Origin of the sequence: Klebsiella terrigena, from assembly GCF_012029655.1 — a bacterium.
Lineage (GTDB): Bacteria > Pseudomonadota > Gammaproteobacteria > Enterobacterales > Enterobacteriaceae > Klebsiella > Klebsiella terrigena.
This window is the reverse complement of sequence record NZ_CP050508.1, coordinates 4,797,608-4,817,330: the sequence shown is the minus strand read 5'-3', so window position 1 is coordinate 4,817,330 and position 19,723 is coordinate 4,797,608. Positions and strand designations below refer to the sequence as shown.

The following is a 19,723-nucleotide window of genomic DNA, read 5'->3' as shown; positions in this document are numbered from 1 at the left end:
ACAACCATGACCGAACGTCTTTATTACACCAGCGATGCCACCGAAGGGCGCGCGCGGGTGGTGGGCTGCGTAGAGCAGGCCGATGGCCGCTACGCAATCGAGCTGGACCAAACGCTGTTTCATCCGCAGGGCGGCGGGCAGCCGGCGGATCGCGGCTGGATAGCGGAGATCGCCGTCGAAGGGGTAACGGCGTTTGGCGACAGCATTCTGCACCTTGTCCCGCAGCCGCTGGCCCCGGGCGAGGTAACGATCCGCATTGATGGCGCAGCGCGGCGGCAGCATGCCCGCCTGCACTCTGCGGGCCACCTGATTGGCCTCGCGGGAGAGCAGTGCGGCTGGCAGCCGACGAAGGCCCACCACTGGCCAGGAGAGGGGCGAATTACCTTCACCTCAGGCGCCAGTGCGTCATTGCCGGAGGCCAGCGTGCTGCAGGAAAAAGTGGCCGGCTGGCGGGCGGAAAACCTGCCTCGCCATATCTCCGTGGTTGACGGGCTGCGCAGGGTGGGATTTGGTTCCCTGCCTGATTATCCCTGCGGCGGGACCCACGTTGCCAGCCTTTCTGAGCTGGGCGAAGTGCTGATAACCCAGCTGAAAATGAAAAAGGGCCAGCTGATCGTGAGCTACACGCTGGCGTGAAGATACCTTTGCAGCGCCGGCTGTGACGTGCGCTACAAAGTCGTCCGCTCGCCCTTGGGTTAATCGATTAATCTGCTAAGCTGATTCTGCTGTTCTCCTTGGGCCGGAGACCAATATGAATCCTGTTTTTTTCCAGCCACCGCAGGTGGCGTGGGCCAGCGGCCTGTTTTCCGACGGCCCGCTGCTACGCAAGTCGACGCGTATTGCGGATCTGATCGGCGTTTTTGCCGATGAGCGAACCCGTCTGACCATGGCGGGCGACCGGGTGGTGTACGAGGTTGAAATGCTTGATACCTCCTCCGCACCGGGCGCGCTCTATACCGGCGTCACCCACCTCTATCCCGGCAAGGTCGGGGATGAATTTTTTATGACTCGCGGGCACTTTCACGCCCGCCGCGAGCAGGGCGAAGTCTACTTCGGTCTGCGCGGCAGCGGCCTGCTGCTGCTGCAAAACGAGCGCGGAGAAACCCGTCTGGAGCAGGTTTTCGCCGGCTCGGTGCACGTTATCCCCGGCTATAGCGCCCACCGCCTGATAAACACCGGGGCCGATACGCTGTCGGCGCTGGCGGTGTGGCCCGCCGCTGCGGGACATGATTACGCGGCGCTGGACGGCGGCTTCAGGCTGCGGGTCATCGAGGAGAACCGGACTATTCAGGCAAAAGAGGTGCAGAATGTCTGATTCTGCCCGCGCTTACGGCCTGGATATGACGATCCACCACCATCCCCCTGGTTTTAGCTACGGCGCGGACGTGACCGGGCCGATGCCGGAGATCCGTCGTCTCGATCAGATCCGCGCCTCGCTGCGCGATCCCCACTGCGCAGGGCCGGACGAGGTCTACGCGATCGCCATGGACGTGGCGCGCATGCAGGATCGCGATGAGCTAAAAAAGCGCATGCTGCTGTTTGGCGTCGTGACCTACGCCGCCGGAAGGCTGGGGGAAGAGCCGGTGCGCAGCCAGGGTCATATCCACCGCATCAGTCAGCACAGCGGCTGGTCGCCGCCGGAGCTGTATGAAATCTGGCAGGGAAAGGCGATTATCTATATGCAGGAGCGGGTGGAAGACGATCCCGGCCGCTGCTTTGCGGTGATTGCCGAACCCGGCGATAAGGTGCTGGTGCCGCCGGGCTGGGGGCACGCGACGATTTCCGCCGATCCCGAGGTGCCGCTCACCTTCGGCGCCTGGTGCGATCGGGAGTACGGCTTTGAGTATGATGCCGTGCGGGCGCATAAGGGGCTGGCGTGGTACCCGCTGCTGCAGGATAACCACGTTATCTGGCAGCATAATTCACGCTATCTTCCCGGTCGCCTGCAGGCGATTACGCCGCGCCGGTACGTCGAGTTTGGCCTGACCTCCGCGCCGATTTATCAGCAGTTTATCGACGATCCCGCCCGCCTGCAGTTTATCTCCAGCCCGGACAGGGCGACGGATCTGTGGCACAACTTTCATCCATAAAAAAACCGGGGCGATGCCCCGGTTCAGATATTGGCGGTACAGGCGGCGACCCCGGCCTGCAAACCGGGGTCGCGTTCGCAGCTAGCCGGCAAACAGACCGCTGGCGACGCCTGCCGCAGCCAGCAGCAGCAGCATGACCATCGCCTTCACCGGCGAAACGCCGCGCTTCGCCATTAAATACCAGGTCCCCAGCACCACCACCAGCGGCAGGAGCTGCGGGAATATGCCGTCCAGCATCTGCTGGACGTGGATATTGACGCCATCGCGGGTGATGAACTCCAGCCCGGTTCCCAGCTTCACGTAGCTCGCCGCGACGCCGCCCATCACGAAGACGCCGAGCAGCGACAGGGCCTCGCGCAGGCGGGTGGAGCGGCTGCTGACCAGCATCTCCACCGAGCCAGAGCCCATTTTGTAGCCCTTTAAAAACAGGAACCACGAGCCGGGGATAATAATCGCCAGCCAGGCGACGATATAGAACAGCGGCCCAAGGACGTTGCCGCCTGCCGCCAGCGCCATACCGATGCTCAGCAGGATAGGGATCAGCATCCCCGGGATCATCGAGTCGCCGATCCCGGCGATCGGCCCCATCAGGCCAACCTTCAGGGTGTTGATCGTCTCACCGTCGATGGGCTCGCCGTTGGCCTTTTTCTCTTCCAGCCCGAGCACCATTCCGTTAACGATCGCGCCGATCTGCGGCTCGGTGTTGTAGAAGGAGGCGTGGCGGCGCAGCATTTCCATGCGCTGGGCCGCGTCGGGATAGAGCTTTTTCGCCACCGGCAGCATGCTCAGGCAGAAGCCGAACGACTCCAGGCGCTCAAAGCTCATCGACGAGAGGTTGTGCATCATCCACGCCCGCCAGCAGCGGCGCAGATCTTTACGGTTCAGGGTACGTTCTTCCATCAGAATTCATCCTCATCATCGACGGCCGGCCTGCTGCCCGCGGCCTGCTGCGGTTCCGGCTTATAGTTGTAGTGGATCAGCGCCAGCAGCGAGCCCACGATCACCAGCGCGACCATATTGAGCTTTAAAAAAACGATGCAGACGAACCCGACGAGAAAATAGATCAGCATGCTGTAGTTCTTGATGATCTGTTTAAGCAGAATCGCGATCCCCACCGCTGGCAGAATACCGCCCAGCACGTTCATCGTGGAGAGCACGATTCTCGGCAGGCTGTCCATAAAGCCGCTGATGTACTGGGCGCCAAAATAGACCGCAATAAAGGTGGGAACAAAGCGCAGCACGAAGTTACTGACCTGCGGCCAGATCGCGCTGTTCAGGTAAAGGCCACGCTCATCGCCGCGATCCAGCGCCACGTCGGCGCGATGGTTCCAGAAGGAGTTCAGCACCATCATCGCATTGAATAAAATCGTGCCGGCGATACCGATAGTCGCCGCCAGCGCCACCGCGACCTCCGGTCCCTTACCCGACAATATCCCCAGCGCAATCGCCGGCCAGGCGACGAAGTTGAGGTCGGCGGGCATTGAGCCGCCCGGCGTCACCATGGCGATATACACCGCCTGGACCGCAACGCCTATCATGATCCCGGTCTTCAGGTCGCCTAAAATCAGGCCGACCAGCATGCCGGAGACCAGCGGCCGGGTAATCAGATACCAGCCGCCGGTCAGGCCTAAAAGCCAGGGGCTGCTGAGGGCCCCCAGGTAGCAAAGAATGCCAATCAACGTCGCTTCGATAATCATCATCCGCTCCTTATTTCAGCTTCTGCCGAGCGTCCTGCCAGCTGTAGCAGCTGGCATCCGGCACCAGACGGAACTCAACGTGATGCCCGCGCTGTACCAGCCAGTCGAAGGCGGCGATCTCGTCGGCATTAACCGACTGATTTGGCCCAATGGTGGTGGTGTCGGCGCGGGCGCTCATCGGGCCAACGTTGATTTTGCCGTTGGCATTTTTCAGGCTGATCCCCGCCGCTTCCAGGCGCTGTAAGGTGACCGGGGATTTGCCTATCACGAAATAGCGTTTCTCGCTGGCAATGACTTTGGGTAATTTTTCAATGGCCGTGGCGGTGTCGAACAGCCAGACCTTGAGGTCCTGCACGGCGCCTTTCATCACCGATGAGAGGAGCGGGTCGGCCGCGACGGCGTCGTCAATCGCCACGATACCGTCGCAGGGCAGCTCTTTGGCCCAGCGCGTCACGAGCTGCCCATGGATCACCCGGTCGTCAATACGTACAAAAGAGATACTCATAAGCGTTTTCCTCTAAAAATCATCTGGCTGAACGGCTAAAACCGGGGTGGCTTTAATCAGGGTTGGTACGGTTAACGCCAGCAGCCGGTCGGCAGCGGCGTGGACATCCGTCAGGTCGAGAATCTCTTCACACTGCAGCAGCATCGGGAAATTCACTCCCGCCAGCACGGCGACGGGGGGCGCTGTCTGCGCAGAGAAGGCGTGCAGGCAGGCGACGTTCCACGGCGTTCCGCTTTGCATATCGCACAGCACCAGTACGCCGTCGGCCTGCTGTCCGGACCACTCCAGCGCGCGGGCAAAATCCTGCTTAAAGCCCTCAATACCCGCCTGCTCGTCGAGGGTGACGGTGGAGATATAGGGCAGCTCGCCGTACACCATCCGCCCGCTGGCCAGCAGGGCGTCAGCCAGCGGGCCGTGAGTGGCAACAATAACGTTAATCATTTCTTATCCTCTTACCCAGGCTTTGATGGTGGCCAGCTGCTGTCCGATGCCCTGACCTGACGGCGAAATGCGGTACTCCCCGACGGCGGCCGGAATGATAAAGGTCTCGGCGTAGCGCACGCTGAAGGGGGCAAAGGCGCCGCTCGGGCTGTCGACCACGGCTTCCGCGCCTTCCACCAGGTTGAGAACGTTAACCCCGCCGTGGGTATGGTGCGTGACCGGCGCGCTAAACCAGTGGCGGCGGGTTTCAATAAACTCGCGCTCGTGCATGCCCGTGCGCTCCTCCCGCCAGCCTTCGCCTTCGGCAACGGGCTCAATGCGGTTAACCAGGTTGTCGTTGACCCATTGGGTATCGCGCTGCCAGTCGATGACCTGTTCGCCGTGCTGCAGATGCACCGGACGAGGCAGTCCGTCTAAACCTAAACGCCCCCAGTCCCAGAGCTTGAAGGTGAAGATATACGGGGTCGCGCTGATTTCGAGCACCATCGTGCCGCTTCCTGAGCAGTGCACCGTACCGGCAGGGATAAGAAAGTGATCGTGCTTACGCGCCGGGATTTGGTTAACGAAGCGCCGATCGTCAAAGGCCTTCTCGCCGCGGCCGGCGGCCTGCAGATCGGCGAGCATCTCCTGCGGTTCGATCCCCGTTTTCGTCCCCAGATAGACGACGGCTTCCGGCTCCGCCTCGAGGATGTAGTAGCTCTCATCCTGGGTGTAGTGCATGCCAAACTGCTGCTGGATATATTCGGTTACCGGATGAACCTGGAAACTCAGGTTTTGCCCGCCGATGGTGTCGAGAAAATCAAAACGGATCGGGAACTCGGCGCCGAAGCGGGCGTGGACTTTTTCACCCAGCAGCGCGCGAGGGTGCAGCAGCACCAGGTCCTGAGAGGGGATCTCGATCCGTACGTCACCAAAACGCAGTAACAGGCTGTTCTCCTCGGGCACGCAATCAAAACACCACGCGTAGTTGGCGGCCGTAGGATCGAGATCGAATCGTTGCTTCATCCACTGGCCACCCCAGACGCCGGGATCGAAGAAGGGGACGACGCGGAACGGTTGAGCGGTGGTCTGCTGCAGCCCGGCACGCAGCGCTTCGCCGCTGACCAGGGCCGGGGACTCTTTTACCGTGGTATCGAGTAAAAAATCAGCGCGTTTGAGCAGCGGCACCTTATGGCGATCGAAGACGCGCCATTCAATGAAAAAGGCGCGCTTGTAGCGGCGGAGAATATCTTCATCCTGGTTATCCGCCCCCCAGTTCCCCAGCCCGCTATGGCGCATGCGCTGCTGGATCTCCCAGCGCGGCATGTCGGCGTACACCAGCAGGTCGCCGGGATGAACCAGCGCCGCGCCGGGCCCGTAGATGACCACTACGCCCTCGGCTTCGGCGATAACCTGCTGGCGCAGCTGCTCCAGCTTATTGGGGTCAAAAAATTCCTCAAGGTGGTGGCAGGAGAGCACGCCAAACACGCGGTCGTCGGTAAGATTGCGCGCCAGCAGAGTGTGGATGGCCTGCTCGTCGCGGCGAGCGGACTCAACGTTAAGGATCAGCGCGGCGCCGAGCGCCGGCAGCAGATGCTGTTCAAGCTCTTCCAGCCGCACGCCCGGATAGCAGTCGATAACCAGCACAGTTTTCGCGGCCGTCGAGGCTCTGGCGCTAAGCGCGGTACGGATGTGCTCCCAGCCTTGGCAGGCGTGGTCGTCATAGCCCCGAACCGCAACCTCAGGGTATTTGTTATAGGTGGTGTGCATTTTCATTCTCCATATTGGCTAAATGAAGATTAATCGATTAACCTTATTTTGACAGTGTGGTTAACGCGATTAACCCGCCATAATCGACAAGTCAGGGGGTGAAATGGCCTTTAATGTGAAGGCAGTCACAGGGAAAAAACCAAAATTTAGGTTATTCGATTAACCTCAGGCGAATAAACGGGAGGGATGATGACAACAGTGACGCTGGCGCAGGTGGCAGAGAGGGCAGGGGTATCAACGGCGACCGTCTCGATGGTGCTGCGTAACCGGGGACGGATTTCACAGGCCACGCGCGAAAGGGTACTGAAGGCGCTGGATGACGCGGGCTATGTCTACAATCAGACCGCCGCCAATCTGCGCAACCGCAGCAGCAATCAGGTCGGGCTGCTGCTGCACGATATTACCAACCCCTTTTACGGCGAGATGACGGCGGGGCTGAGCCATGAGATGGAGCGGCACGATCTGCTGCTGTTTCTGGCTAACAGCGAAGAGTCCGGCGAACGCCAGCAGAAATTTGTCGATTCGCTGATGCGTAATAACGCCTGCGGCATGGTGCTGTGCGCCGCGCGGGAGACGCCGGCCTCATTTTTTGAAGCCCTGAAGCGGCGCAATATTCCGGCCATTATGGTGGTTCGCCCGCTCAGCGATCCGGATTTTGATTTCGTCGGCACCGACAACTTCCTCGGTACCCAGATGGCGACGCGACATTTGCTGAAAATGGGCCATCAGAATATTGCCTTTATCGGCGGCAGCCCGAGCTCAGGCACCCGGGCGCAGCGTATTGGCGGCTTTACCAGTACGCTGCTGGAAAGCGGGATCTCGCCGAATCCGCAGTGGATTGTTACCGCGCAGGCCAGCCAGATCGACGGCGCAAAGGTGGCGGAAGCGCTGCTCTCCCGCTATCCGGAGATCACGGCGGCGGTCTGCTATCAGGATATCGTGGCGCTGGGGGTGATGCAGGCGCTGCGCAAAACGGGCCGAGAGCCGGGGCGGGATTTTGCGCTGGTGGGCTTCGATGATATTACCGAAGCGGCGCTGGTCCAGCCGGCGCTGACCACCGTATCGGTGGCGGCGAAAGAGATCGGCCGTAAAGCGGGGGAGCTGCTGTATAGCCGTATTCAGGGTAATGATGAGCCGCCGAAACGGATCATCCTGCCGCCGGCGCTGGTCATCCGTGAATCATGCGGATTTCGCCGGGAAGAATCAGCGATATCAGGCCATTAGCGGCGTTTCTTGCGCGCTATCTGCTGGGGGAACGGCGCTTTCGCCAGACGATATCTCTCCTTCGCACGATGACAAACATATAGTTTTTACTGATATCGACCGCGGTTTGTCATAAATTTCTAATTATCGGCGTTTTTGAGTAGCGGCCCATCGATGGGCTGGTTACTCTGAAAACAATTTACGTAAAGTTAACAAAAGAGAATAGCTATGCATGATGCACAAATCCGCGTGGCCATCGCCGGCGCGGGCGGCCGGATGGGACGCCAGTTAATCCAGGCGGTACAGCAGATGGACGGCGTGGCGCTTGGCGCGGCGCTGGAGCGCGATGGCTCCTCCCTGATCGGCAGCGACGCCGGTGAGCTGGCGGGCGCGGGCAAGATGGGCGTCACGGTGCAAAGCAGCCTGACGGCGGTTAAAGAGAGTTTTGACGTGCTGATCGATTTCACCCGTCCGGAAGGGACGCTGGCCCACCTCGCATTCTGCCGCGAGCACGGTAAAGGGATGGTGATCGGTACCACCGGTTTTGATGACGCGGGAAAACAGGCCATTCGCGATGCGGCGCAGGAGATTGCTATCGTCTTCGCGGCCAATTTCAGCGTCGGCGTCAACGTCATGCTCAAGCTGCTGGAAAAGGCGGCGAAAGTCATGGGCGACTACACTGATATTGAAATTATCGAAGCGCATCACCGCCATAAAGTGGATGCCCCGTCGGGCACCGCCCTGGCGATGGGCGAGGCGATTGCCGGTGCGCTGAACAAAGATCTGAAAGATTGTGCGGTCTACAGTCGCGAAGGCTATACCGGCGAACGCGTTCCGGGAACGATTGGCTTTGCCACGGTACGCGCGGGGGATATCGTCGGCGAACATACGGCGATGTTCGCCGATATTGGCGAGCGAATTGAGATCAGCCATAAGGCTTCAAGCCGGATGACGTTTGCTAACGGTGCGGTTCGTTCGGCATTGTGGCTGAAAGGCAAGAAAAGTGGCCTCTTTGATATGCGTGATGTCCTTGAACTGAACGCTTTATAAGATTTATTACCCATCGTGATGTGGTTATGGCATTCAATAAGTAATTGATTGCAGAGGGCAATATTTTATTGCCCTTTTTATTTTTAGCCTGTTTTTATGTCTTTTTAATTAAGATCGCTATAATTAACGCTTATCCTTCCTGTTGCTGTTATTTTTATGTAAATTTTGACCATCTGGTCTACTTTTTCGAATGGCTATGCCATATTTTACAATCCCGACGCTGCGCAAGCGTTTTCTAACGCTAGTTTGTTGATCTTTTTAGCTGTTAAAGCAGCACTGATAGGCCAGTGGCGCAAAATGATATTAAAAATATGCGCTTTAAGTTGACTTTTCCCCGACATCTCTCCAGAATGCCGCCGTTTGCCAGAAATCCATAGGTAAGCAAATTTGCATTGATTCATGCTACGCGAATGCATTAATATGCAAATAAAGTGAGTGAATATTCTCTGGAGGGTGTTTTGATTAAGTCAGCGCTATTGGTTCTGGAAGACGGAACCCAGTTTCACGGTCGGGCCATCGGGGCAACGGGCACGGCGGTTGGGGAAGTCGTTTTCAATACTTCAATGACCGGTTATCAAGAAATCCTCACTGATCCTTCCTATTCCCGCCAAATTGTCACTCTTACTTATCCCCATATCGGTAATGTCGGCACCAACGCCGCCGACGAAGAGTCTTCCCAGGTACATGCTCAGGGTCTGGTTATTCGCGACCTGCCGCTGATTGCCAGCAACTTCCGCAATACCGAAGACCTCTCTTCTTACCTGAAGCGCCATAACATCGTGGCGATTGCCGATATCGATACCCGTAAGCTGACCCGCCTGCTGCGCGAAAAAGGCGCTCAGAACGGCTGCATCATCGTTGGCGATAGCCTCGACGCGCAGCTGGCGCTGGAAAAGGCAAAAGCATTCCCGGGTCTCAACGGGATGGACCTGGCGAAGGAAGTCACCACCTCAGAAACCTACGGCTGGACGCAGGGTAGCTGGACTCTGGAGGGCGACCTGCCGGAAGCGAAGGCGGAAAGCGAGCTGCCGTTCCACGTGGTGGCCTATGATTTCGGCGCTAAGCGTAACATCCTGCGCATGCTGGTGGACCGCGGCTGCCGCCTGACGGTTGTGCCGGCAAAAACCTCTGCGGAAGAGGTGCTGAAAATGAATCCGGACGGTATCTTCCTCTCCAACGGCCCTGGTGACCCGGCACCGTGTGACTATGCGATTGAGGCCATTGAGCAATTCCTCACCACCGATATTCCAGTCTTCGGCATCTGCCTCGGCCATCAGCTGCTGGCGCTGGCGAGCGGAGCGAAGACCGTGAAGATGAAGTTCGGCCACCACGGCGGCAACCACCCGGTTAAAGATATTGATAATAACGTGGTGATGATTACCGCGCAGAACCACGGTTTTGCGGTAGACGAAGCCTCCATGCCGGCTAACCTGCGGGTGACCCACAAGTCCCTGTTCGACGGCACGCTGCAGGGCATTCATCGCACCGATAAGCCGGCCTTCAGCTTCCAGGGACACCCGGAGGCGAGCCCAGGCCCGCACGATGCCGCGCCGTTGTTCGACCATTTCATCGAGTTAATTGAGCAGTACCGCCAGTCCGCGAAATAATCAGGAGAAAAAAGCCATGCCAAAACGTACAGACATAAAAAGCATCCTGATTCTTGGCGCTGGCCCGATCGTTATCGGCCAGGCTTGTGAATTTGACTACTCTGGCGCCCAGGCCTGTAAGGCCCTGCGCGAAGAGGGTTACCGCGTCATTCTGGTGAACTCTAACCCAGCCACCATCATGACCGACCCGGAAATGGCCGATGCCACCTATATTGAGCCGATCCACTGGGAAGTGGTACGCAAAATCATCGAAAAAGAGCGTCCGGACGCCGTACTGCCGACCATGGGTGGCCAGACCGCGCTGAACTGCGCGCTGGAGCTGGAGCGTCAGGGCGTGCTGGCCGAATTCGGCGTGACCATGATTGGCGCCACTGCCGATGCGATTGATAAAGCGGAAGACCGCCGTCGCTTCGACGTGGCGATGAAAAAAATTGGCCTCGACACCGCGCGTTCCGGTATCGCGCACACCATGGAAGAAGCGCTGGCGGTTGCCGCTGACGTGGGCTATCCGTGCATCATCCGTCCCTCCTTCACCATGGGCGGAACCGGCGGCGGTATCGCCTATAACCGCGAAGAGTTTGAAGAAATCTGTACCCGCGGCCTCGATCTCTCTCCAACCAACGAACTGCTGATCGATGAATCGCTGATCGGCTGGAAAGAGTACGAGATGGAAGTGGTGCGCGATAAGAACGACAACTGCATCATCGTCTGCTCCATCGAAAACTTCGACGCGATGGGCATCCATACCGGCGACTCCATCACCGTGGCCCCGGCGCAGACCCTGACCGATAAAGAGTATCAGGTGATGCGTAATGCCTCGATGGCGGTGCTGCGCGAAATCGGCGTGGAAACCGGCGGTTCCAACGTTCAGTTCTCGGTGAACCCGAAAGACGGTCGCCTGATTGTTATCGAAATGAACCCGCGCGTATCGCGCTCGTCGGCGCTGGCCTCGAAAGCGACCGGTTTCCCGATTGCCAAAGTGGCGGCGAAGCTGGCGGTGGGCTACACCCTTGACGAGCTGATGAACGACATCACCGGCGGGCGTACCCCGGCATCGTTCGAACCCTCTATCGACTACGTCGTCACCAAGATCCCGCGCTTCAACTTTGAGAAGTTCGTCGGCGCTAACGACCGCCTGACCACGCAGATGAAATCGGTCGGCGAAGTGATGGCGATTGGCCGCACCCAGCAGGAGTCGCTGCAGAAAGCACTGCGCGGCCTGGAAGTGGGCGCAACCGGCTTTGACCCTAAAGTGAGCCTCGACGACCCGGAAGCGCTGACCAAAATTCGCCGCGAGCTGAAAGACGCCGGCGCCGAGCGTATCTGGTACATCGCCGACGCCTTCCGCGCGGGCCTGTCCGTCGACGGCGTCTTCAACCTGACCAACATCGATCGCTGGTTCCTGGTGCAGATTGAAGAGCTGGTGCGTCTGGAAGAGAAAGTGGAAGAGGCCGGCATCAACGGCCTTGATGCTGACTTCCTGCGGATGCTGAAGCGTAAAGGTTTTGCCGACGCGCGTCTGGCTAAGCTGGCGGGCGTGCGCGAAGCGGAAATCCGCAAGCTGCGCGACCAGTACAACCTGCACCCGGTCTACAAGCGCGTGGATACCTGTGCGGCGGAGTTCTCAACGGATACCGCCTACATGTACTCCACCTATGAAGACGAGTGTGAAGCGAACCCGTCGGTTGACCGCGATAAAATTATGGTGCTTGGCGGCGGCCCGAACCGTATCGGCCAGGGTATCGAATTCGATTACTGCTGCGTGCACGCCTCGCTGGCGCTGCGCGAAGATGGTTACGAAACCATTATGGTTAACTGTAACCCGGAAACCGTCTCCACCGACTACGACACCTCCGACCGCCTGTACTTTGAGCCGGTGACCCTCGAAGACGTGCTGGAAATCGTGCGTATCGAGAAGCCGAAGGGCGTTATCGTCCAGTACGGCGGCCAGACTCCGCTGAAGCTGGCGCGCGCGCTGGAAGCGGCCGGCGTGCCGGTTATCGGCACCAGCCCGGACGCGATTGACCGTGCGGAAGACCGCGAGCGTTTCCAGCAGGCGGTTGACCGTCTGAAGCTGAAACAGCCGGCGAACGCCACCGTAACCGCGATTGAAATGGCCGTTGAGAAGGCCAAAGAGATTGGCTACCCGCTGGTGGTGCGTCCGTCCTACGTTCTTGGCGGTCGGGCGATGGAAATCGTTTACGACGAAGTCGACCTGCGTCGCTACTTCCAGACCGCGGTAAGCGTCTCTAACGACGCGCCGGTGCTGCTGGACCGTTTCCTTGACGATGCGGTAGAAGTCGACGTTGACGCTATCTGCGACGGCGAGATGGTGCTGATTGGCGGCATTATGGAGCACATCGAGCAGGCCGGCGTTCACTCCGGCGACTCCGCATGCTCGCTGCCGGCCTACACCCTGAGCCAGGACATCCAGAACGTGATGCGCGAGCAGGTGCAGAAGCTGGCCTTCGAGCTGCAGGTTCGCGGCCTGATGAACGTGCAGTTCGCGGTCAAAAACAACGAAGTGTATCTGATTGAAGTGAACCCGCGCGCGGCGCGTACCGTACCTTTTGTCTCCAAGGCCACCGGCGTTCCGCTGGCGAAAGTGGCGGCACGCGTAATGGCCGGCCAAACGCTGGCTCAGCAGGGCGTGACCAAAGAGATTATCCCGCCGTATTACTCGGTAAAAGAAGTGGTGCTGCCGTTCAACAAGTTCCCGGGCGTTGACCCGCTGTTAGGGCCAGAAATGCGCTCTACCGGGGAAGTGATGGGCGTCGGCCGCACCTTTGCGGAAGCGTTCGCCAAGGCGCAGCTGGGCAGCAGCTCGACGATGAAAAAACAGGGTCGCGCGCTGCTCTCCGTTCGTGAAGGCGACAAAGAGCGCGTGGTGGACCTCGCGGCTAAGCTGCTGAAGTTTGGTTTCGAACTGGATGCTACCCACGGGACCGCGATTGTCCTCGGTGAAGCCGGGATCAACCCGCGTCTGGTGAACAAGGTGCATGAAGGTCGTCCGCATATTCAGGACCGTATCAAGAATGGCGAATACACCTACATCATCAACACCACCGAAGGTCGCCAGGCGATTGAAGACTCCAAGCTGATTCGCCGCAGCGCCCTGCAGTACAAGGTGCACTACGACACCACTCTGAACGGCGGCTTCGCTACGGCGATGGCGCTGAACGCCAACGCTATGGAGAAGGTGACCTCGGTTCAGGAAATGCACGCGCAAATCAAAAAATAAGCCGTGCCGGCGCTGCCGGATACGCAACAAAGCGGGCTGACGTTATCGTCGGCCCGTTTTTTTTATGTAGGTCATCTTCGGAGAGTTCTGCTTTTAACTTCCTCCCGGCTCGGGCTAACTATAATTAGCACGATAACAATACTCATTGACGGAAAAACAGGAGGATACAATGCGGAACAAAATTCTGGTGGCATCCGCGCTGGCAGCGACGGCGGTGTTGTTTGTGGCGGGGTGTTCATCGAACCAGTCCCTGAAAACCACCGATGGCAGAACCATCGTCACCGACGGCAAGCCGCAGGTGGATAGCGATACCGGCATGGTCTCGTACAAAAATGCCGCAACCGGCCGCACCGAACAGATCAATCGCGATCAGGTGAAATCGATGGACGAGCTGGATAACTAATCGTTATCCATGGCCCCGCGAGGGTGAGTGCGGGGCCGGTTATCGCGACCGGTTTTACAGCAGGGCGTGGTCTATTTTGACGATAATTTTACGCAGCGGCGCGCCGGCATCCATGGCGCCCATCGGCCGATGAAGCTCGCCGGGAAACAGAATCGCCAGCTCCTCAGGATGTAAGTGAATCAGCGTTTCGCTGCTAATTTCTGTGCAAAAGCCAATATCATGGGCGTCCTTAAACGGCCCGTCCGCGGTGATGGTCAGCCCTTTATTTCCCGCCCCAATAATCTCAGTCCCTGCCAGCACGATATGAATATCGATGTACTGACGATGGTACTCCGGACGCTGTTCCACCAGCGGGCGCGTCTGGCCTTCGACGACGGTGAAAAACAGGTTATCGCCATCGACCGTATATTTCCCCGGCGGCAGGGAGTGCGGGTCCTGCTGGGCGACGGCCTGCAGCGCCTGGCGAATAACCGACGGATAGAACGTATTTTTGGCCGCGGCGGCTAAGGTATCAATAATCATGCCGGCATTCCCTGTAGTGATTGAGGCTCAAGTAAATTTAATGACTGCGCCACGATGCAGGCGACGTCGGGGGCAATATCAACGGCTAAAATATCGCGCTCGCTGGCGTCCGGCGCCTCCAGGGCGGCAAACTGGCTGCGCAGCAGCGCCTCCGGCATAAAGTGCCCCTTACGCTGCTGCATCCGCTGCAGAATGCATTCGTACTCTCCGGTCAGCCACAGAAAGCGCAGACTGCCGCTGCCTTCGCGTAGCCGATCGCGGTAGCGCTTCTTCAGCGCCGAGCACACCAGCACGCCCGATTCATTCTTCTGCTCAAGGCTGAATATCACGTCCGCGATCCGCTCCAGCCACGGTCCCCGGTCTTCGTCATTGAGCGGCTGGCTGGCAGCCATTTTGACGATGTTCTGCCGCGGATGAAGATCGTCTCCGTCGATAAATTTTGCGCCGAGCGCCTGGGCTAACGCCTGGCCGACGGTGGTCTTTCCGGTGCCTGAGACACCCATCAAAATAATGCATTGCCCTGCCATAATGCGCTCCTTACTTAGACTGCAACCAGCATCCCGCCGTCGACGAACAGCAGATGACCGTTGACGAAATCAGAGGCTTTAGAGGACAGGAACACCGCGGCGCCAACCAGCTCCTGCGGATCGCCCCAGCGGGCGGCCGGCGTGCGCTTGCACAGCCAGTCGGTGAACGCTTTGTCATCAACCAGCGCCTGGGTCATGGCGGTTTTAAAGTAGCCCGGCGCGATGCCGTTGACCTGGACGTTATAGCGCGCCAGCTCGACGCACATGCCGCGGGTCAGCATTTTTACCGCGCCTTTGGCGGCGGCGTACGGCGTGATGGTGTCGCGACCAAGCTCGCTCTGCATTGAGCAGATATTGACGATTTTCCCGCGCTGGCGAGCGACCATCCGCTTCGCCACCGCCTGGGAAACGAGAAATACCGCGGTTTGGTTCACGGAAATAACATCGTTCCATTCCTGCACCGGAAACTCGGTAAACGGATGGCGTCGCTGAATGCCCGCATTATTAAATAATACGTCGATGGCGCCAATTTCTTCTTCGATTTTACCAATGGCCTGCTCGACGGAATCAGCATCGGTAACATTAAATACCGCCGCATGAGCGATGGCACCTTCATCACGTAATTTCATGACCGCATCATCTGCACGGGGGGCAGAAATATCGTTGATAATAATTTCTGCGCCATATTGTGCAAGGCCCTGGGCCATGACAAAACCAATACCTTGCCCGGCGCCAGTAATTAAAATGCGTTTGCCCTGTAAGCTGAAAAGATCTTTCATCTTGATATCCTGATTAACGGCTGAATATAAATGACGGTGTACGCTTTTATTCCTGATTCACGAAAAGGTGAAGCGGAAGAACCTGTGCTCTATCTCACGGATTTTTGCCGGGTAAAACCGTGATCGAGATCACTCAAAACGGTGTTACGAAAAGGGGTTACATTAAACGTGAAGCCGGGCGTAAATTCCCGTTACTCAAGGGGTTAACGAGAGTGAGGTTCGATTCTCTTTTTGTTCATCGGCAGGCATAATAACCTGATGCAGTGGACGTATTTGACGGGCAGGTAGATGAAAGCACAACGCATAACGCTCAATGATATTGCAGCGCTGGCTGGCGTAACCAAAATGACCGTCAGCCGCTATTTACGTACGCCGGATAAAGTTAAACCGGAGACGGCAGAGCGCATCGCCAGCGTAATTGCTGAAATTGGCTACGAGCCCGACCCCGACAACCCGGCGATGATCGGCGTCGTCGTGCCGCGCATTGGCGTACTGATCCCCTCCTTTCATAACCAAATCTTTGCTGACCTGCTGGCCGGTATCGAATCGGTTACCGCCGCGCACGGCTATCAGACGCTGGTGGTGAACTATGATTATGACCGCCAGCGTGAAGAGGAGCAGATAGCCGCCGTGCTGGCCTTTAACGTCAAGGGCCTGCTGCTGACCGAATCGGCTCACACCCTGCGGGCCGATAAGTACCTCAATGCGGCGAAAATTCCCGTTGCGGAAGTGATGGGCCTGACCGACAACCCGGGGCGTATCAACGTCGGCTTTGACAACTTCAAGGCCGGTTTCGATATGACCAATATGCTGCTGGCGAGCGGCAAACGGCAGATCGTCTATTTTGGCGCGATGTCCGACGTGCGCGACGAGCAGCGCTACGCCGGCTACTGCGAGGCGATGGAAAATGCCGGGCTGACGGTGGGGCGCATCGCGCCGAATAAGGTGTCGTCGGTATCGATCGGTACCGGGATGATGACCCTGGCGCGCCAGATGTATGCCCGCATGGACGGCATTCTGTGCACCAATGACGATCTGGCAGTTGGCGTGTTACAGGAGTGCCTGGCATCAGGTATCAACGTGCCTGAAGAGCTGGCGATAGCCGGTTTTCATGGCCTGGAAATCGGCCAGATTATCTCCCCGCGTCTGGCGAGCGTCCTGACGCCGCGCTTTGAAATGGGTAAGGTCGCAACCGAGATATTAATCAAAAAAATCAAAGGGCTGCCGACCATTGAAAAGGTCGATCTGCACTATCGCCTGTCGATGGGGGAGACCATATAGCGCCTGCGGCGTGGCGATGGCGCCGTGTTAGCAGAAAGTTAACGTACGATCCGCTCGAGGCCCGCAATCTGCAGGTTTTGTCTTATCGATCACGGACGGTGTAACAGCTATTTTTAACACGATTCAGCGTGATGCAGATCGCAAAACGCTGCGACAAAAACCCGTTTGATAGTGGCTACAGTCGTTATGAAACTTCAAACAGGTGATCCGATGAATAGTGCTATTACCCGATCCGTCCTTTTAGTGGCCCCCGTTATTGAGACCTTACAGGCGCAGCTGGCCGCCGAATTCCCGCTGCTGCGCCTGTACGAGCAGGACGATCCGATCGCCTTTTTGCGCGAGCAGGGGGGGAACGTGGCGGCCGTGGTGACCCGCGGGGACGTCGGCGTGCAGAACGGGGTGCTGGAGCTGCTGCCGCAGGTTGGCCTGATCGCTATCTTCGGCGTCGGCACCGACGCGGTGGATTTAGAGTACGTCCGCTCCCGGCAGATTGCCGTCTCCATTACCTCCGGCGTGCTGACCAACGATGTCGCCGATCTGGCGATGGGGCTGCTGCTGGCCGGCTCGCGCCAGCTGTGTCAGGGGGACCGTTTTGTGCGTGAAGGCCGCTGGCTGAACGGCGGCCTGCCGCTGGCAACTCAGGTCAGCGGCAAGCGTATCGGCATTCTGGGGATGGGCAACATCGGCCAGGCCATTGCCCGCCGCGCCCGCGGTTTTGATATGCAGGTGCTCTATACCGACCGTAAGCAGGTTGGCGGACTCGATTATCAGTGGTGCGCCGACCTGCATACCCTGGCCCATGAAAGCGACTTTTTGGTGATCGCCGCCTCCGGCGGTGAAGCCAACCGCGGGATTATCGATGCCTCGGTCTTTAACGTGATGCCGAAACGGGCGTGGCTTATCAATATCGCCCGGGGATCGCTGGTCGATGAAAAGGCGCTGATTCAGGCGTTACAGAACGGTGTTATCGCCGGGGCCGCTCTCGACGTCTTTGAGGATGAACCGCGGGTTCCCGCCGAACTGATTGCGCTCGACAACGTGGTCCTGCAACCGCACGTCGCCAGCGCAACCCATGAAACCCGCCAGAAAATGAGCGATGTGGTTTTTGCTAACGTCGCCGCTTATTTTTCCGGTAAGCCGCTGCCTAACGCTATTCATTAATTAGCGCTCTTATTTTTGTACCCAGCGCTAATGAGAACCTGGTGGGACAGGTTCTTAAATGACAACGATAACCTCTGCATAGAGAGTGCGAAATATGAATGATAAAATTCCTAGCACCCGCTGGCTGCGTATTATTACGCCGGTGTTGATCGCCTGTATTATTTCGTTTATGGATCGGGTTAATATTAGTTTTGCTTTGCCCGGCGGCATGGAAGAGGATTTAGGTATTACCAGCCAGATGGCCGGCGTTGCCAGCGGTATATTTTTTATTGGCTATTTATTCCTGCAAATACCCGGTGGGCGGATTGCGGTTAACGGCAGCGGAAAACGTTTTATTGCCTGGTCGCTGGTGGCCTGGGCGATCGTGTCGGTGGCGACCGGCTTTGTGACCCATGAATATCAACTGCTGGTTCTGCGCTTTATTCTCGGCGTTTCCGAGGGCGGGATGCTGCCGGTGGTCCTGACGATGGTCAGCAACTGGTTCCCGGAAAAAGAGCTGGGCCGGGCCAACGCCTTCGTCATGATGTTTGCCCCGCTGGGCGGCATGCTGACCGCTCCGGTCTCCGGCGCTATTATTGCCGCGCTCGACTGGCGCTGGCTGTTTATTATCGAAGGGCTGCTGTCGCTGGTGGTGCTGGCGGTGTGGTGGTACATGATTAGCGACCGTCCGGAAGAGGCCCGCTGGCTGCCGGAGAAGGAGCGCGACTATCTGGTCACCACCCTCGCTGCCGAGCGGGCGGCAAAGCTTGCTGAAGATGCGGTGAGCAACGCGCCGGTAAAAGACGTGTTCCGCAATTCCGGACTGATGAAGCTGGTGATCCTCAACTTCTTCTACCAGACCGGCGATTACGGCTACACCCTGTGGCTGCCGACCATTCTTAAAGGGCTGACCGGCGGTAACATGGCCAGCGTTGGCCTGCTGGCGGTGCTGCCGTTCGTCGCCACCCTCGCCGGGATCTACGTGATTTCATTATTTAGCGATCGCAGCGGCAAGCGCCGGCTGTGGGTTCGCTTCTCGCTCTACAGCTTTGCCGCCGCGCTGGTGGCGTCGGTGGTGCTGCGCGAACACGTGGTCGCCGCCTATATCGCGCTGGTGATTTGCGGCTTTTTCCTTAAATCGGCCACCAGTCCGTTCTGGTCGATGCCGGGGCGGATTGCCTCAGCGGAAGTGGCCGGCAGCGCGCGCGGGGTGATTAACGGCCTCGGGAATCTCGGCGGCTTCTGCGGCCCCTACCTGGTGGGCGTGATGATCTATCTCTACGGGCAAAACGTGGCGGTCTGCGCGCTTGCCGGATCGTTGCTCATTGCCGGAACCATGACCTTCCTGCTGCCGAAGCGCTGCGACCTTGCGGTCAGCGAGCCCGAGGTCAGCGTCAGCAAGCAGCCACGGAACGCGTAAGCTAAGGCGACATAAATCACAGTTATCATTGTAAGCGCTTCGATTAACTGACTACACTCTTGCAGATT

Annotated in this window: 19 protein-coding genes; 11 read left to right on the top strand and 8 right to left on the bottom strand. The window is 58.4% G+C overall.

Annotation, left to right across the window (positions count from 1 at the left end; all coding sequences use genetic code 11):
- The first annotated feature begins 6 nt into the window (after positions 1-6).
- The 3 genes from HCK03_RS22555 to HCK03_RS22545 all read left to right on the top strand — a co-directional run bounded on the left by HCK03_RS22555 (position 7) and on the right by HCK03_RS22545 (position 2,090).
- A complete protein-coding gene (locus HCK03_RS22555; protein WP_115193591.1) occupies positions 7-636 on the top strand; it encodes an alanyl-tRNA editing protein in 630 nt (209 codons plus the stop codon).
- Positions 637-751: 115 nt separating this feature from the next.
- The gene (locus HCK03_RS22550; RefSeq protein ID WP_167692213.1) at positions 752-1,315 is read left to right on the top strand and encodes a glucose-6-phosphate isomerase family protein; all 564 of its coding nucleotides are present in this window, start codon (positions 752-754) and stop codon (positions 1,313-1,315) included.
- On the top strand, positions 1,308-2,090 hold the full coding sequence (locus HCK03_RS22545; protein ID WP_167692212.1) for a glucose-6-phosphate isomerase family protein: 783 nt from the start codon (positions 1,308-1,310) through the stop codon (positions 2,088-2,090). Before HCK03_RS22550 ends, HCK03_RS22545 begins: the two co-directional genes overlap by 8 nt.
- Positions 2,091-2,171: 81 nt before the next feature.
- On the opposite strand, the gene HCK03_RS22540 is transcribed toward HCK03_RS22545, so the two are convergent.
- From HCK03_RS22540 to HCK03_RS22520, 5 genes are read right to left on the bottom strand one after another with little or no spacing between them, the layout of a single operon-like run.
- On the bottom strand, positions 2,172-2,990 hold the full coding sequence (locus HCK03_RS22540) for a PTS system mannose/fructose/sorbose family transporter subunit IID (protein ID WP_041143990.1): 819 nt from the start codon (positions 2,988-2,990) through the stop codon (positions 2,172-2,174).
- Entirely contained in the window at positions 2,990-3,787 is a 798-nt protein-coding gene (locus tag HCK03_RS22535; RefSeq protein WP_115193589.1) for a PTS mannose/fructose/sorbose/N-acetylgalactosamine transporter subunit IIC, read from the bottom strand. The genes HCK03_RS22540 and HCK03_RS22535 overlap by 1 nt, the downstream gene beginning before the upstream one ends.
- 10 nt (positions 3,788-3,797) lie before the next feature.
- Entirely contained in the window at positions 3,798-4,292 is a 495-nt protein-coding gene (locus HCK03_RS22530) for a PTS sugar transporter subunit IIB (RefSeq protein WP_041143992.1), read from the bottom strand.
- 12 nt (positions 4,293-4,304) lie between these two features.
- Positions 4,305-4,733 carry a PTS sugar transporter subunit IIA gene (locus HCK03_RS22525; protein WP_115193588.1) on the bottom strand — a complete coding sequence of 143 codons (429 nt, stop codon included), beginning with the start codon at positions 4,731-4,733 and terminating at the stop codon, positions 4,305-4,307.
- Positions 4,734-4,736: 3 nt separating this feature from the next.
- Positions 4,737-6,482: a class I mannose-6-phosphate isomerase gene (locus HCK03_RS22520; RefSeq protein WP_167692211.1), complete on the bottom strand. Its 1,746-nt coding sequence runs from the start codon at positions 6,480-6,482 to the stop codon at positions 4,737-4,739.
- A 189-nt stretch (positions 6,483-6,671) separates the two neighbouring features.
- Here HCK03_RS22520 and HCK03_RS22515 point away from each other — a divergent pair, with 189 nt between their 5' ends.
- The 5 genes from HCK03_RS22515 to HCK03_RS22495 all read left to right on the top strand — a co-directional run bounded on the left by HCK03_RS22515 (position 6,672) and on the right by HCK03_RS22495 (position 13,986).
- Complete coding sequence (locus HCK03_RS22515; RefSeq protein ID WP_041143995.1) at positions 6,672-7,706, top strand: LacI family DNA-binding transcriptional regulator; 1,035 nt, start codon at positions 6,672-6,674, stop codon at positions 7,704-7,706.
- A gap of 207 nt (positions 7,707-7,913) precedes the next feature.
- Positions 7,914-8,735 carry a 4-hydroxy-tetrahydrodipicolinate reductase gene (dapB, locus tag HCK03_RS22510; RefSeq protein ID WP_115193586.1) on the top strand — a complete coding sequence of 274 codons (822 nt, stop codon included), beginning with the start codon at positions 7,914-7,916 and terminating at the stop codon, positions 8,733-8,735.
- A 458-nt stretch (positions 8,736-9,193) separates the two neighbouring features.
- The gene (carA, locus tag HCK03_RS22505) at positions 9,194-10,342 is read left to right on the top strand and encodes a glutamine-hydrolyzing carbamoyl-phosphate synthase small subunit (protein ID WP_041143997.1); all 1,149 of its coding nucleotides are present in this window, start codon (positions 9,194-9,196) and stop codon (positions 10,340-10,342) included.
- A 16-nt stretch (positions 10,343-10,358) separates the two neighbouring features.
- Entirely contained in the window at positions 10,359-13,583 is a 3,225-nt protein-coding gene (gene carB, locus HCK03_RS22500; RefSeq protein ID WP_041143998.1) for a carbamoyl-phosphate synthase large subunit, read from the top strand.
- Positions 13,584-13,752: 169 nt separating this feature from the next.
- Positions 13,753-13,986, top strand: coding sequence for a YgdI/YgdR family lipoprotein (locus HCK03_RS22495; RefSeq protein WP_041143999.1), 234 nt, complete (start codon positions 13,753-13,755; stop codon positions 13,984-13,986).
- A gap of 54 nt (positions 13,987-14,040) precedes the next feature.
- On the opposite strand, the gene HCK03_RS22490 is transcribed toward HCK03_RS22495, so the two are convergent.
- Genes HCK03_RS22490 through idnO form a run of 3 tightly spaced genes read right to left on the bottom strand, consistent with a single transcriptional unit; the run spans position 14,041 to position 15,814 of the window.
- On the bottom strand, positions 14,041-14,508 hold the full coding sequence (locus HCK03_RS22490; protein ID WP_041144000.1) for a NanQ anomerase/TabA/YiaL family protein: 468 nt from the start codon (positions 14,506-14,508) through the stop codon (positions 14,041-14,043).
- Positions 14,505-15,035, bottom strand: a complete 531-nt coding sequence (locus HCK03_RS22485) for a gluconokinase (RefSeq protein WP_167692210.1) — start codon at positions 15,033-15,035, stop codon at positions 14,505-14,507. The genes HCK03_RS22490 and HCK03_RS22485 overlap by 4 nt, the downstream gene beginning before the upstream one ends.
- Before the next feature lie 14 nt (positions 15,036-15,049).
- Positions 15,050-15,814, bottom strand: a complete 765-nt coding sequence (gene idnO / locus HCK03_RS22480) for a gluconate 5-dehydrogenase (protein WP_123552706.1) — start codon at positions 15,812-15,814, stop codon at positions 15,050-15,052.
- 288 nt (positions 15,815-16,102) lie between these two features.
- On the opposite strand from idnO, the gene HCK03_RS22475 reads away from it, so the two are divergent.
- From HCK03_RS22475 to HCK03_RS22465, 3 genes are all read left to right on the top strand, one after another.
- Positions 16,103-17,095, top strand: coding sequence for a LacI family DNA-binding transcriptional regulator (locus HCK03_RS22475; protein WP_041144003.1), 993 nt, complete (start codon positions 16,103-16,105; stop codon positions 17,093-17,095).
- A 210-nt stretch (positions 17,096-17,305) separates the two neighbouring features.
- A complete protein-coding gene (locus tag HCK03_RS22470; protein WP_167692209.1) occupies positions 17,306-18,256 on the top strand; it encodes a 2-hydroxyacid dehydrogenase in 951 nt (316 codons plus the stop codon).
- Positions 18,257-18,350: 94 nt separating this feature from the next.
- Positions 18,351-19,655 (top strand): MFS transporter, encoded by a 1,305-nt coding sequence (locus HCK03_RS22465; protein ID WP_041144005.1) that lies wholly within the window; start codon positions 18,351-18,353, stop codon positions 19,653-19,655.
- Positions 19,656-19,723 lie beyond the last annotated feature (68 nt).

Excerpts from the sequence above, each read along its gene's own strand:
- HCK03_RS22555 (WP_115193591.1), top strand. The coding sequence starts at position 7 with ATGACCGAACGTCTTTATTACACCAGCGATGCCACCGAAGGGCGCGCG.
- HCK03_RS22550 (WP_167692213.1), top strand. The coding sequence starts at position 752 with ATGAATCCTGTTTTTTTCCAGCCACCGCAGGTGGCGTGGGCCAGCGGC.
- HCK03_RS22545 (WP_167692212.1), top strand. The coding sequence starts at position 1,308 with ATGTCTGATTCTGCCCGCGCTTACGGCCTGGATATGACGATCCACCAC.
- HCK03_RS22540 (WP_041143990.1), bottom strand. The coding sequence starts at position 2,990 with ATGGAAGAACGTACCCTGAACCGTAAAGATCTGCGCCGCTGCTGGCGG.
- HCK03_RS22535 (WP_115193589.1), bottom strand. The coding sequence starts at position 3,787 with ATGATTATCGAAGCGACGTTGATTGGCATTCTTTGCTACCTGGGGGCC.
- HCK03_RS22530 (WP_041143992.1), bottom strand. The coding sequence starts at position 4,292 with ATGAGTATCTCTTTTGTACGTATTGACGACCGGGTGATCCATGGGCAG.
- HCK03_RS22525 (WP_115193588.1), bottom strand. The coding sequence starts at position 4,733 with ATGATTAACGTTATTGTTGCCACTCACGGCCCGCTGGCTGACGCCCTG.
- HCK03_RS22520 (WP_167692211.1), bottom strand. The coding sequence starts at position 6,482 with ATGCACACCACCTATAACAAATACCCTGAGGTTGCGGTTCGGGGCTAT.
- HCK03_RS22515 (WP_041143995.1), top strand. The coding sequence starts at position 6,672 with ATGACAACAGTGACGCTGGCGCAGGTGGCAGAGAGGGCAGGGGTATCA.
- dapB (WP_115193586.1), top strand. The coding sequence starts at position 7,914 with ATGCATGATGCACAAATCCGCGTGGCCATCGCCGGCGCGGGCGGCCGG.
- carB (WP_041143998.1), top strand. The coding sequence starts at position 10,359 with ATGCCAAAACGTACAGACATAAAAAGCATCCTGATTCTTGGCGCTGGC.
- HCK03_RS22495 (WP_041143999.1), top strand. The coding sequence starts at position 13,753 with ATGCGGAACAAAATTCTGGTGGCATCCGCGCTGGCAGCGACGGCGGTG.
- HCK03_RS22490 (WP_041144000.1), bottom strand. The coding sequence starts at position 14,508 with ATGATTATTGATACCTTAGCCGCCGCGGCCAAAAATACGTTCTATCCG.
- HCK03_RS22485 (WP_167692210.1), bottom strand. The coding sequence starts at position 15,035 with ATGGCAGGGCAATGCATTATTTTGATGGGTGTCTCAGGCACCGGAAAG.
- idnO (WP_123552706.1), bottom strand. The coding sequence starts at position 15,814 with ATGAAAGATCTTTTCAGCTTACAGGGCAAACGCATTTTAATTACTGGC.
- HCK03_RS22475 (WP_041144003.1), top strand. The coding sequence starts at position 16,103 with ATGAAAGCACAACGCATAACGCTCAATGATATTGCAGCGCTGGCTGGC.
- HCK03_RS22470 (WP_167692209.1), top strand. The coding sequence starts at position 17,306 with ATGAATAGTGCTATTACCCGATCCGTCCTTTTAGTGGCCCCCGTTATT.
- HCK03_RS22465 (WP_041144005.1), top strand. The coding sequence starts at position 18,351 with ATGAATGATAAAATTCCTAGCACCCGCTGGCTGCGTATTATTACGCCG.